General features: G+C 60.9%; 20 protein-coding genes. All 20 read left to right on the top strand.

Annotated elements, in window-relative coordinates:
* Positions 1–5 precede the first annotated feature (5 nt).
* The 20 genes from aroE to rplR all read left to right on the top strand — a co-directional run bounded on the left by aroE (position 6) and on the right by rplR (position 11,902).
* Positions 6–1,403 carry a shikimate dehydrogenase gene (gene aroE / locus J9789_RS07915; RefSeq protein WP_209344257.1) on the top strand — a complete coding sequence of 466 codons (1,398 nt, stop codon included), beginning with the start codon at positions 6–8 and terminating at the stop codon, positions 1,401–1,403.
* A 144-nt stretch (positions 1,404–1,547) separates the two neighbouring features.
* Positions 1,548–2,996, top strand: a complete 1,449-nt coding sequence (locus J9789_RS07910; protein ID WP_209344255.1) for a glycosyltransferase family 39 protein — start codon at positions 1,548–1,550, stop codon at positions 2,994–2,996.
* A 328-nt stretch (positions 2,997–3,324) separates the two neighbouring features.
* Positions 3,325–3,639, top strand: a complete 315-nt coding sequence (rpsJ, locus tag J9789_RS07905; RefSeq protein ID WP_006573401.1) for a 30S ribosomal protein S10 — start codon at positions 3,325–3,327, stop codon at positions 3,637–3,639.
* Between the two features lie 130 nt (positions 3,640–3,769).
* Positions 3,770–4,495, top strand: a complete 726-nt coding sequence (gene rplC, locus J9789_RS07900) for a 50S ribosomal protein L3 (RefSeq protein WP_209344254.1) — start codon at positions 3,770–3,772, stop codon at positions 4,493–4,495.
* 17 nt (positions 4,496–4,512) lie between these two features.
* Positions 4,513–5,133, top strand: coding sequence for a 50S ribosomal protein L4 (gene rplD, locus J9789_RS07895; RefSeq protein ID WP_209344252.1), 621 nt, complete (start codon positions 4,513–4,515; stop codon positions 5,131–5,133).
* Positions 5,133–5,432 carry a 50S ribosomal protein L23 gene (gene rplW / locus J9789_RS07890; protein ID WP_087187783.1) on the top strand — a complete coding sequence of 100 codons (300 nt, stop codon included), beginning with the start codon at positions 5,133–5,135 and terminating at the stop codon, positions 5,430–5,432. Before rplD ends, rplW begins: the two co-directional genes overlap by 1 nt.
* Before the next feature lie 15 nt (positions 5,433–5,447).
* A complete protein-coding gene (gene rplB, locus J9789_RS07885) occupies positions 5,448–6,281 on the top strand; it encodes a 50S ribosomal protein L2 (protein ID WP_209344250.1) in 834 nt (277 codons plus the stop codon).
* Positions 6,282–6,296: 15 nt separating this feature from the next.
* Positions 6,297–6,569 carry a 30S ribosomal protein S19 gene (gene rpsS / locus J9789_RS07880; RefSeq protein WP_087187785.1) on the top strand — a complete coding sequence of 91 codons (273 nt, stop codon included), beginning with the start codon at positions 6,297–6,299 and terminating at the stop codon, positions 6,567–6,569.
* A gap of 14 nt (positions 6,570–6,583) precedes the next feature.
* Entirely contained in the window at positions 6,584–6,916 is a 333-nt protein-coding gene (gene rplV / locus J9789_RS07875; RefSeq protein WP_209344248.1) for a 50S ribosomal protein L22, read from the top strand.
* Between the two features lie 15 nt (positions 6,917–6,931).
* Positions 6,932–7,792 (top strand): 30S ribosomal protein S3, encoded by an 861-nt coding sequence (gene rpsC / locus J9789_RS07870; RefSeq protein ID WP_087335572.1) that lies wholly within the window; start codon positions 6,932–6,934, stop codon positions 7,790–7,792.
* Positions 7,792–8,226: a 50S ribosomal protein L16 gene (rplP, locus tag J9789_RS07865; protein WP_209344246.1), complete on the top strand. Its 435-nt coding sequence runs from the start codon at positions 7,792–7,794 to the stop codon at positions 8,224–8,226. Before rpsC ends, rplP begins: the two co-directional genes overlap by 1 nt.
* A gap of 2 nt (positions 8,227–8,228) precedes the next feature.
* Positions 8,229–8,426: a 50S ribosomal protein L29 gene (gene rpmC / locus J9789_RS07860; RefSeq protein WP_204245918.1), complete on the top strand. Its 198-nt coding sequence runs from the start codon at positions 8,229–8,231 to the stop codon at positions 8,424–8,426.
* 17 nt (positions 8,427–8,443) lie between these two features.
* On the top strand, positions 8,444–8,704 hold the full coding sequence (gene rpsQ / locus J9789_RS07855) for a 30S ribosomal protein S17 (RefSeq protein ID WP_050617190.1): 261 nt from the start codon (positions 8,444–8,446) through the stop codon (positions 8,702–8,704).
* 12 nt (positions 8,705–8,716) lie between these two features.
* Positions 8,717–9,085: a 50S ribosomal protein L14 gene (gene rplN / locus J9789_RS07850; RefSeq protein ID WP_087187790.1), complete on the top strand. Its 369-nt coding sequence runs from the start codon at positions 8,717–8,719 to the stop codon at positions 9,083–9,085.
* Positions 9,086–9,101: 16 nt separating this feature from the next.
* Positions 9,102–9,419: a 50S ribosomal protein L24 gene (rplX, locus tag J9789_RS07845; protein WP_087187791.1), complete on the top strand. Its 318-nt coding sequence runs from the start codon at positions 9,102–9,104 to the stop codon at positions 9,417–9,419.
* 19 nt (positions 9,420–9,438) lie between these two features.
* Positions 9,439–9,993 (top strand): 50S ribosomal protein L5, encoded by a 555-nt coding sequence (gene rplE, locus J9789_RS07840; protein ID WP_087335580.1) that lies wholly within the window; start codon positions 9,439–9,441, stop codon positions 9,991–9,993.
* Positions 9,994–10,007: 14 nt separating this feature from the next.
* Positions 10,008–10,193, top strand: coding sequence for a type Z 30S ribosomal protein S14 (locus J9789_RS07835; protein WP_006573415.1), 186 nt, complete (start codon positions 10,008–10,010; stop codon positions 10,191–10,193).
* A 371-nt stretch (positions 10,194–10,564) separates the two neighbouring features.
* Positions 10,565–10,963 (top strand): 30S ribosomal protein S8, encoded by a 399-nt coding sequence (gene rpsH, locus J9789_RS07830; RefSeq protein WP_007494638.1) that lies wholly within the window; start codon positions 10,565–10,567, stop codon positions 10,961–10,963.
* A gap of 16 nt (positions 10,964–10,979) precedes the next feature.
* Positions 10,980–11,528 carry a 50S ribosomal protein L6 gene (gene rplF / locus J9789_RS07825; RefSeq protein WP_087187793.1) on the top strand — a complete coding sequence of 183 codons (549 nt, stop codon included), beginning with the start codon at positions 10,980–10,982 and terminating at the stop codon, positions 11,526–11,528.
* Between the two features lie 14 nt (positions 11,529–11,542).
* Positions 11,543–11,902: a 50S ribosomal protein L18 gene (gene rplR, locus J9789_RS07820; protein ID WP_209344244.1), complete on the top strand. Its 360-nt coding sequence runs from the start codon at positions 11,543–11,545 to the stop codon at positions 11,900–11,902.
* Positions 11,903–11,911: the final 9 nt, after the last annotated feature.

Below are 11,911 nucleotides of genomic sequence, written 5' to 3'. Positions count from 1 at the left end.
AGATTATGAAACATCCTTCCGTTCCCCTGCCCCGCATCGGCATGCGGGTCATCAAGACCGCCGTGGCGGTGATGGTGTCCTACGCCCTGTTTCTCCCCTTCGGCCTCACCTATCGGGAGGAGCTGGGGGGCGTGCTGGGCCAGATGGGCCCGCTGTACGCCTGCATCGCCTGTATCATCTGCACCCAGAGTAGCCTGGGTCAGACCTTCTACCAGGGCATATCCCGTCTCATCGGCGTACTGGTGGGCGGCGCTCTGGGTACCGCCACCCTGCTGCTGGGGCCCGCCCTGGAGCATTTCTGGCTCAAAACCATTGTTCTGGGCATGGTGTGTGTGGCGGGGGTGTGGCTGTGCCTGCTCATCAAGCGGCCCACCGCCTGCGGCATGGCCTGCATCCTGCCCTGTGTGATCCTCATCACCGGGGTGACCGGGGTCACCCGGTACTACTACGCCGTGGCCCGGATCATCGAGACCATTGTGGGCCTGCTGGTGGCCCTGGCGGTCAACGCGGCTCTGCCCGACCACCGGCCTGAATCGGAGCGGGGAGGTATGGATATGACGGTAGAAGTGAAAAACAGCACCCGCAAGCTGTGCGTCATCGGCGATCCGGTGGGGCATTCCAAGTCCCCCTTGATCCAGAACACCATGATCAAGGCTCTGGGCCTGGACTATGTGTACCTCTGCCAGCCGGTGCCCCGGGGTCAGTGCAAGGCCTGGCTGGACTGCGCCAAGTTCGCGGACTACGCCGGGTTCAACGCCACCATGCCCCACAAGGAGGAACTGGTGCCCCTGATGGATGAGCTGGATGAGGACGCCCGGCTCATCGGCGCGGTGAACACCGTGTGCATCCGGGACGGCAAGGCTTACGGCTACAACACCGACGGAGAGGGCTTTCTCCGTTCCCTGGCTGACGAGGGCATTGACCCGGCGGGCAAGCGGGTGATGGTACTGGGCGCCGGCGGCGCCTCCAAGGCGGTGTGCCTCAAGCTGGCCCAGGCCGGGGCGGAGGTGGTGGTATGCAACCGCACGCTGGACAAGGCCCAGACCATTTGCAACCACGACCCGGACCATCTGCGTCCGACGGGCTTTACCCCTGAGGAGCTGGCTCGGGAGGCGGAGCAGTGCGACCTGCTGGTCAACTGCACCTCTCTGGGCATGGAGGGAGCAAGCGGACAGTTTGCCGACTTCTCCTTCCTGGACAGCCTGGCCAAGAGCGCGCCGGTGGTGGACCTGATCTACGCCCCCGCCGAGACCGAATTGTTGCGTCAGGCCAGAAAGCGGGGCCACCGGACCGCCAACGGGCTGGGGCTGCTGGTCAACCAGGCGGTGCTCTCTCTGGAGTATTTTACCGGGACAGCCATTGATGCCGCCGACATGAAAAAGCGCATTGCGGATGTGCTTTGAGAAAAACGGTATACAGGAAGGCACCGGTGTCCACAATGGACACGGTGCCTTCGCCGTTGTTTGACCAAATGGGAAAAACAGGCCGGACCGGCCGGAAACTTGCAAGCAAGGAAAAACCAGACGACAGGAAAGGAGAACTGCCCTATGACAGAGCGGCTGACTGGTGCTGCAACCATATTGACCCGCATCATGCTGGCGCTGGCCCTGGCGCTGCTGGGTGCCGCCCTGCTGTTGGGCGTCCGTCAGAACGGGGAGACCGCAAAGGCCTTTGGCCTGGCGGTGATAGCAGCGGCGGTGCTGTGGAAGGGATTTCCCTGGCTGACTGGCCGCCTGGCCAAACTGGGGGCGGTCCGGGTATGGATCCTCCTGACAGTACTCTGCCTGGTACTGAAGGGAGCCTGGGTGGTGCTGGTACGGATACCCCTGGCGGGGGACTACGCCACCTTCTGGGGGTATGCCAACTGGCTGGCCGAGCTGCCGGTGTTGAACAACGGGGAGTACATGGCCCTTTTCCCCCATATCTTTGGTTATTCCTCCTTCCTCAGCTGGTTTATCCGCCTGTTCGGCAGCGGGGAACTGCTGGCACAGTGGCTGAATGTGCTGCTGACTGCCCTGTCGGGCAGCTTCCTGTTCCTGCTGGCCAGACGGTGGTGGGGGCTGGCTGCCGGTATCTCCGCCTATCTGCTGTGGATCTTCTGTCCCTCTCAGACCATCTATAACAGCATGGTGCTGTCGGAGCCTCTGTACACGGCTATGCTGCTGGGGATATTGCTGCTGTTGACCCGGTGGGAGGATGGGGGAAAACGGCCCATCCTGCTGGGGGCGGTGGCCGGACTGCTGCTGCGGTGGCTCAACGGCGTGCGGCCCATCGCTCTGGTGGTAGTCATCGCCCTTTTGATCTGGCGCTTTCTGCTCAAACCGGAGGAGCTGGGACAGCGGCAGGGGCGGCGGCGCTGGCTGCCTGCTCTGGTTGCCCTGCTGGCGGCCTATCTCATCACCGGTCCCCTGTGGCAGGCCCATCTGACCCGGCGCATCGGGGAGGAGCCGGCCACCACCCCGGGATACAGTGTGCTGGTAGGCTTCAATCCCCAATACAACGGTCAGTGGAACCAGGAGGACAGTGATCTGCTCTTTGCCTTCCGGGATGAGCCGGGGGCCACGGCCCAGCAGGCCCAGGAGAAAGCCATGGCGGCGGCCAAAGAACGCATCACCTCGGGAGAAATCTCCTTTTTCCATCTGATGAAAGAGAAGGTGCGCATCTTCCTGGGAACGGACAGCGCCTGCGTGGGCTATGCCAGCTCGGTGCTGCGGCACGCGAATTTCTTCTCTCTGGCCTGCAACAGCTTCTATTATGCGGCCATCCTGCTGGCTGCTGTGGGACTGATCCGGCTGTGGCGGCAGGGAAGCCGTTCCTTGGTGCTGCTGCTTCCCCTGTATGTGCTGGGGCTTACCTCGGCGCAGATGCTGGTGGAGGTGGCGGGACGCTACCATTATTCCATTCTGCCGGTGCTTTTGCTGCTGGGGCAGGGGGCCCTCTTCGCCCCCGCCCCGGCAAAAACAAAAATTTTTCAAAAAACGCAGGAAAGCCCTTGACAGAGCATGGGTTTTAGAGTATCATAATCAAGCGCCTGTTTGGGGCGCAGTCTGCGATGATGCGGGAGATTGCTCAGCAATGAGGTAACTTCCGCGGAGTATGTCCGAGCTAGAATCGGGCGGCTGAGGGATCTGTACACGGCGTATATCGCCGCGTATGGGTAAAACCGGCCTGCTTGTGCCGGTTTTCTTCATGTCACGGAATGATACGCACGGAAACGTGTACTGAAATCCCTCACCGTACGAAGCGAGGAAAGACACTGCGCTTAAGCCCCGTGGACCCGGCGAGAGCGCACCACTTCGTATGTTTAAGGAGGAACTATTCACCATGGCAGCTCAGAAAGAAATGATCCGCATCCGTCTGAAGGCCTATGATCATCAGCTCATCGACCAGAGCGCTGAGAAGATCGTTGAGACCGCCAAGCGCACCGGCGCTTCCGTGTCCGGCCCCATCCCCCTGCCCACCAAGAAGGAAGTCGTCACCATCCTGCGCGCTGTCCACAAGTACAAGGACTCCCGCGAGCAGTTCGAGCGCCGCACTCACAAGCGCCTGATCGACATCCTGAAGCCCTCTCCCAAGACCGTCGAGGCCCTGATGAGCCTGGAGCTCCCCGCCGGTGTGGAGATCGAGATCAAGCTGTAAGAGACAGCCACCATTCCTTTGTTAGTACCGCAGTCCGCCGCGTTTTGAGGCGGACGGGTCAAGTCGCGAGAGCAATACCGGCCCAATGGGTAACTCTCCCGACCAATAACCTTATTAAGGAGGAAAACACATGGAAAAGGCCATTATCGGCAAGAAGGTCGGCATGACGCAGATCTTCGACGAAGCCGGCAAGGTCATCCCGGTCACCGTCATCGAGGCGGGCCCCTGCACCGTGGTGCAGAAGAAGACCGAGGAGAAGGACGGCTACAACGCTGTTCAGCTGGGCTACGGCGACGTAGCCGAGAAGAAGCTCACCAAGCCTGAGCTGGGTCACCTGAAGAAGGCTGGCGAGGCCCGCAAGAGCACCCTGAAGGAGTTCAAGCTGGCCAACTGCGACGCCCTGAACGTGGGCGACGAGGTGAAGGTTGACGTGTTCGCCGAGGGCGACCGCGTGGACGTGACCGGCATCAGCAAGGGTCACGGCTACCAGGGCGTTATCAAGCGTCACGGCGCTGCCCGCCTGAAGGAATCCCACGGTACCGGCCCTGTGCATCGTCACGCCGGCTCCATGGGCTCCAGCACCGATCCCTCCCGTATCTTCAAGGGCAAGATCGGCGCCGGTCAGATGGGTAACGAGCAGGTCACTGTTCTGAACCTGGACGTCATCAAGGTCGACTCCGAGCTGGGCATCATCGCTGTCCGCGGCGCCATCCCCGGCCCCAAGGGCGGCATCGTGTACCTGCGCAACTCCGTGATCAACGTCAAGGAGAAGGGCGCCGCTGCCGGCATCTCCAGCAACCCGCAGAAGGCTTCCGCCCGCGTCAATCCCCAGAAGGCTTCCGCCCGTAACAAGTAAGAAAGGAGAGAACTCAAATGCCTAAGGCAATTCTTGTGAACATGGCCGGCAACCAGGTCGGCGAAGTGGAGCTCTCCGAAGCTGTGTTCGGGATCGAGCCCAATCAGACCGTTGTCCACGAGGTGGTCAAGAACCACCTGGCCAACTGCCGTCAGGGCACTCAGTCCGCTCTGACCCGCGCCGAGGTTTCCGGCGGCGGCATCAAGCCCTGGCGTCAGAAGGGCACCGGCCGTGCCCGTCAGGGTTCCACCCGTGCTCCCCAGTGGACTCACGGTGGTATCGTTTTTGCTCCCAAGCCCCGCGACTACAGCTACGTGCTGAACAAGAAGGTCAAGCGTCTGGCTCTGAAGTCCGCTCTGTCCGCCAAGGCCGCCTCCGGCGACATCGTGGTTGTGGACAGCCTGACCATGGACGCCATCAAGACCAAGGCCATGCAGGGCTTCCTGAGCACCGTGGGCGCCAAGAAGGCCGTCATCGTGACCCCCGAGGTCAACGAGACCGTCATCAAGTCCGCCCGCAACATCCCCGGCGTGGTGACTACCACCGCCAAGATCCTCAGCGTGTACGACATCGTGAACGCTGGCAAGTTTATCGTAGATAAGGCCGCCCTGGCCGTCATCGAGGAGGTGTTTGCGTAATGGCTACCACCGCTTATGATATCATCAAGCGCCCCATCATCACCGAGCAGTCCATGGCCGAGACCGAGGCTAAGAAGTACACCTTCGAGGTGGCCAAGAGCGCGAACAAGATCGAGATCGCCAAGGCCGTCGAGGAGATCTTCGGCGTGAAGGTCGCTAAGGTCAACACCCTGAACATGCAGGGCAAGGCCAAGCGCACCGGCCGCTTCCCCGCTGGCCGCCGCGCCAACTGGAAGAAGGCTATGGTTACCCTGACCGAGGACTCCAAGACCATCGAGTTCTTCGAGGGCATGGTGTAAGGAGGATAAGGAACAATGGCTATCAAAACTTATAAGCCCACTACGCCCTCCCGCCGCCACATGACCGTGAGCGCCTTCGAGGGCATCGATAAGAAGGCTAAGCCCGAGCGCAGCCTGCTGGAGAACCTGAAGAAGAACGCCGGCCGCAACAGCTACGGCCGCATCACCGTCCGCCACCGCGGCGGCGGTAACAAGAAGAAGTACCGCATCATCGACTTCAAGCGCGACAAGGAAGGTACCGCTACTGTTATCAACCTGCAGTACGATCCCAACCGTTCCGCCAACATCGCCCTCATCCAGTATGAGGACGGCGAGAAGCGCTATATCCTGGCTCCTGTGGGCCTGAAGGCCGGCCACATCATCATGACCGGTCCCGACGCCGACATCCTGCCCGGCAACTGCCTGCCCATCGCCAACATCCCCGTGGGCGAGATGATCCACTGCGTGGAGCTGTACCCCGGCAAGGGCGCTCAGCTGGTCCGCGCCGCTGGCGAGGCTGCTCAGCTGATGGCTAAGGAGAACGGCATGGCTCAGGTCCGCCTGCCCTCCGGCGAGGTGCGTTATATCCGCGAGAACTGCAAGGCCACCATCGGCCAGGTCGGCAACACCGACTGGGCCAACATCCAGATCGGTAAGGCCGGCCGTAAGCGTCACATGGGTTGGCGTCCCACCGTGCGTGGTTCCGTCATGAACCCCAATGACCACCCCCACGGCGGCGGCGAGGGCAAGAGCCCCGTCGGTCGTCCCGGCCCTGTTACCCCCTGGGGCAAGCCTGCTATGGGTTACAAGACCCGCAAGCTGAAGAACCGCACCGAGAAGTTCATCGTCAAGCACCGTAACGCGAAGTAAGGGAGGCAGTAAAAGATGAGCAGAAGTATCAAGAAAGGCCCCTTTTGCGCCCCCGAGCTGCTGAAGCGGGTCGACGAAATGAATCAGACCGGCGAGAAGAAGGTCCTGAAGACCTGGAGCCGCGCCTCCACCATCTTCCCCTCCTTCGTCGGACACACCTTTGCCGTGCACGACGGCCGCAAGCACGTTCCCGTCTATGTGACCGAGGATATGGTTGGCCACAAGCTGGGCGAGTTCGCCCCCACCCGTACCTTCCGCGGCCACGCCGGCGCCAAGTCTGGTAAGTAAGGAGGAGAGAGAATATGGAAGCTAAAGCACATCTGAGATATACCCGTATCTCTCCCCGTAAGGTCCAGATCGTCTGTGACCTGATCCGCGGCAAGAGCGTAGCCCAGGCCAACGCCATCCTGATGGCCACCCCCAAGGCTGCCTCCGAGCTGCTGCTCAAGCTCCTCAAGAGCGCCGCTGCCAACGCGGAGAACAACCATCAGATGGACCCCGAGAAGCTGTATGTTTCCCAGGTGTTCGCCTGCCCCGGCCCCATCATCAAGCGGATGCGTCCCCGGGCTCATGGCCGCGCCTATCGGATCAACAAGCGCACTTCTCACATCACCATCTGCGTGGCTGAGCGCTAAGGGAGGAGGAAGAATATGGGACAGAAAGTGAATCCCCACGGGCTGCGCGTGGGTGTCATTAAGGATTGGGACTCCCGCTGGTATGCCCGCAACGAGAAGGTGGGCGACCTGCTGGTCGAGGACAAGAAGATCCGGGACTACCTGAAGAAGACCCTGTATTCCGCCGGTATCCCCAAGATCGAGATCGAGCGCGACAACGCCAAGGTGCGCATCTACCTGCACTGCGCCCGTCCCGGTGTGGTCATCGGTAAGGGCGGCGAGGCCATCGAGGCCCTGCGCCTGAAGGTGGAGAAGATGATCGGCAAGCCCGTGGCCCTCAACATCGTTGAGGTCAAGAGCCCCGACATGGACGCTCAGCTGGTGGCCGAGAACATCGCTCAGCAGCTGGAGAAGCGCATCGGTTTCCGCCGCGCTATGAAGAACGCCATGGGCCGCGCTATGCGCATCGGCGCCCGCGGCATCAAGACTCAGGTGTCCGGCCGTCTGGGCGGCGCTGAGATCGCCCGCACCGAGCACTATCACGACGGCACCATCCCCCTGCAGACTCTGCGCGCCGACATCGACTACGGCTTCGCTGAGGCTGCCACCACCTACGGCCGCATCGGCGTGAAGGTGTGGATCTACAAGGGCGAGGTGCTCACTCAGACCCTGCGCACCACTCCCCGCACCCTGGACACCAAGAACTTCAAGGAGCGTTCCGACCGTCCCCGCCGCGACCGCCGCGACGGCGACCGCAAGGGCGGCTTCAATCGCAACGGTGGCTTCAACCGCAACGGCGGCAACCGCCAGGGTGGTTTCAATAACAACCGTCCCCAGGGCGGCCGTCCTCAGGGCGGTGCTCGTCCTGCCGCTGCCAAGGAAGGAGGCGCTCAGTAATGCTGCTGCCTAAGCGCGTTAAGTATCGCCGCGTGCACCGCGGCCGCCTGAAGGGCAAGGCCCTGAAGGGCAACACCGTGACCTATGGTGATTTCGGTCTGCAGGCCACTGAGCCCAGCTGGATCACCAGCAACCAGATCGAGGCCGCCCGTATCGCCATGACCCGTTACACCAAGCGTGGCGGTAAGGTGTGGATCAAGATCTTCCCCGATAAGCCCATCACTGAGAAGCCTGCTGAGACCCGAATGGGTTCCGGTAAGGGCTCCCCTGAGTACTGGGTGGCCGTGGTTAAGCCCGGCCGTGTTATGTTCGAGATCGCCGGCGTTTCCGAAGAGGTCGCCCGCGAGGCCCTGCGTCTGGCTTCCCACAAGCTGCCTGTTAAGTGCAAGATCGTGGCTAAGCAGACCGCCGAGACCGAGAATGGTGGTGAATGAAGATGAAGGCTACTGAAATCCGTAAGATGAGCGCCGAGGAGCTGACCAGCAAGCTGGGCGACCTGAAGAAGGATCTCTTCCAGCTCCGTCTTCAGCATGCCACCAATCAGCTGGAGAACCCGGTGAAGATCGCTGAGGTCAAGCGGGACATCGCCCGCGTCAAGACCGTTATCCGTGAGCTTGAGCTCGCAGGCCGATAAGAAGGAGGAACTAGATCATGGAAAACAGAACTTCTTCCCGCAAGACCAGAGTCGGCCTGGTGGTTTCCGATAAGATGGACAAGACCGTGGTGGTGGCCATCGCCGACCGTGTGGCCCACCCCCTGTACAAGAAGATCGTCAAGAGCACTTACAAGCTGAAGGCCCACGACGAGAACAACGAGTGTGGCATCGGCGACCGCGTGCGGGTCATGGAGACCCGGCCCCTGTCCAAGGACAAGCGCTGGCGCGTCGTCGAGATCATCGAGAAGGCGAAGTAAGGAGGTGCCGGTATGATTCAGCAGGAAACTTATCTGAAGGTGGCCGACAACACCGGCGCCAAGGAAATCAAGACCATCCGCGTGCTGGGCGGCTCCAGCCGCAAGTTTGGCAACATCGGTGACGTGATCGTGGCTTCCGTCCGCAAGGCTCAGCCCGGCGGCACCGTGAAGAAGGGCGAGGTCGTGAAGGCCGTTATCGTCCGTTCCGCTAAGGGCGTCCGCCGTGCCGACGGCAGCTATGTCCGTTTCGACGAGAACGCTGCCGTCCTCATCAAGGACGACAAGAATCCCCGCGGTACCCGTATCTTTGGGCCCGTGGCCCGCGAGCTGCGCGACAAGGATTATATGAAGATCCTGTCCCTGGCTCCCGAAGTGCTGTAAGGGGGTAGGAGAAGACATGAATAAGATGAGCATTCGTAAGGACGATACCGTCATCGTCCTGTCCGGTAAGGACAAGGGCAAGCAGGGCAAGGTCCTGGAGGTCATGCCCAAGGAGGGCAAGGTCGTCGTCGAGAAGATCAACGTGGTCTCCCGTCACACCAAGCCCCGCAAGCAGGGCGAGCAGGGCGGCATCATCAAGAAGGAAGCCCCCATCTACGCCTGCAAGGTGCAGCGCGTCTGCCCCAAGTGCAACAAGCCCACCCGGCCCGCTCACAAGCTGCTGGCCGACGGCAAGAAGGTCCGCATCTGCAAGAAGTGCGGCGCCGAGATCTGAGAGAGGAGGAGTATAGACAATGGCTGATAAGAAAGTGCCCAATCTGAAGGCGAAGTACCAGGCCGAGGTCGCTCCTGCTCTGATGCAGAAGTTCGGCTACAAGTCCACCATGGAGATCCCCAAGATCGACAAGATCGTTGTGAACTGCGGCTGCGGCGAGGCCCGCGACAATGCCAAGGTTCTGGAGGCCGTTGTGGGCGATCTGACCAAGATCACCGGCCAGAAGGCCATCATCACCAAGGCTAAGAAGTCCGTGGCTAACTTTAAGCTGCGTGAGGGTATGCCCATCGGCGCCAAGGTCACCCTGCGTGCCGACCGTATGTGGGAGTTCCTGGACCGCCTGTTCAACGTGGCCCTGCCCCGCGTGCGTGACTTCCGGGGCATCAACGGCAACTCTTTCGATGGCCGCGGCAACTACGCCCTGGGCATCAAGGAGCAGCTGATCTTCCCCGAGATCGAGTACGATAAGATCGACAAGATCCGCGGCCTGGACGTGGTCATCTGCACCACCGCTAAGACCGACGAAGAGGCCAAAGAGCTGCTGACCCTGATCGGCGCTCCCTTTGCCCGCTAAAGGAGGAGAACGTAATGGCTAAGAAGTCTATGATTCTGAAGCAGCAGGCGGAGCCCAAGTTCTCCACCCGCCGCTACAATCGCTGCAAGATCTGCGGCCGTCCCCACGCCTACCTGCGGGACTACGGCATCTGCCGTATCTGCTTCCGCGAGCTGGCCTACAAGGGCCAGATCCCCGGTGTGAAGAAGGCCTCCTGGTAATCAGGACAGCCTGAATTACGCAAGCGCCCGCGCCCGGCGTGCGAAAGCACGTCAGGCGCTTGCGTTGCGTGATGAGGTTTTTGGATTTGCTTTGCAGTCCAAAAAATAAAATTCTCCGTTTAGGAGAAAAACCCTGAGATTGTGCAAATCCGACTGTGAAAAATGAATAAGTGACGCCCTCTCCACGGGGTAGGGCAGGGCATTCCTACAAAAGTTTGGCGGAAAGTCACTTTTTCCTTTTCACACAAGGGTTTTCACGATATAATATTTCCTTGGCAGACGGTTAAAAGGTCGGAGCCCCGCGAACTCCGATACCTTACCGCCTTAACGGGTCTTCTCACGGCCCGTAATTCAAAAAGGAGGGTAAACTCATGCACATCACAGACCCCATTGCGGATATGCTGACCCGCATCCGCAACGCGAACAACGCCAAGCATGACACCGTGGACGTCCCCGCGTCCAACATGAAGAAGTCCATCGCGCAGATCCTGCTGGATGAGGGCTATATCAAGAACTTCCAGCTGATCGACGACGGCACTCAGGGCGTCATCCGCGTTACTCTGAAGTACAACCCCGGCAAGGAGAAGGTCATCACTGGTCTTCGCCGCGTTTCCAAGCCCGGCCTGCGTGTCTATGCCGGTGCTGACGAGCTGCCCCGGGTCCTCCACGGCCTGGGTATTGCCATCGTGTCCACGTCCAAGGGCGTCATGACTGACAAGGCTGCCCGCGCAGCCCATGTCGGCGGCGAGGTCCTGGCGTTTGTCTGGTAAGGAGGGAGAGTAGAAAATGTCTCGTATCGGAAGAATGCCGATCTCCATCCCCGCCGGTGTGGACGTGAAGATCGAAGCCGGTAACCTGGTTACCGTGAAGGGTCCCAAGGGTACCCTGACCCAGCAGCTGCACCCCAACATGAACATTGCCCAGGAGGGCGATGTGATCCATGTCACCCGCCCCAATGACGAGAAGGAAAACCGCAGCCTCCACGGCCTGACCCGCACCCTGCTGCACAACATGGTGGTGGGCGTGACCGAGGGCTACAAGAAGGAGCTGGACGTCAACGGCGTCGGCTACCGTGTGGCCAAGGAAGGCAACAAGCTGGTCATGAACCTGGGCTTCTCTCATCAGGTGGTCGTCGAGGAGATCGACGGCATCACCATCGAGGTTCCCAGCGCCAACAAGATCGTCATCAGCGGCGTCGACAAGCAGAAGGTCGGCCAGTTCGCCGCCGAAGTGCGCGAGAAGCGTCCCCCCGAGCCTTATAAGGGCAAGGGCATCAAATACACCGACGAGGTCATCCGCCGCAAGGAAGGCAAGACCGGCGTCAAGAAGAAATAAGGAGGTGTGCCACTATGATCAACAGACCCGATACCAACGCTCAGCGGCTTAAGCGCCACAAGAGAGTGCGCGGCAAGATTTCCGGCACGCCCGAGCGTCCCCGTCTCAACGTGTTCCGCAGCAACACCAACATCTATGCCCAGATCATCGACGATGTGAACGGCAAGACTCTGGTGTCTGCTTCCTCCATGGAAAAGGGCTTCGAGGGCAAGGGCTCCGACTGTGAGGCCGCCAAGAAGGTCGGCGTCACCGTTGCCGAGCGCGCTAAGTCCGCCGGCATCGAGAACGTCGTGTTCGACCGCGGCGGTTACGTCTATCACGGCCGCGTGCAGGCCCTGGCCGAGGGCGCCCGTGAGGGCGGCCTGCAGTTCTAAGGGAGGAGG

This window comes from Flavonifractor sp. AGMB03687, from assembly GCF_017811815.1.
Lineage (GTDB): Bacteria > Bacillota > Clostridia > Oscillospirales > Oscillospiraceae > Flavonifractor.
This window is presented reverse-complemented; position numbering and strand designations above follow the sequence as displayed.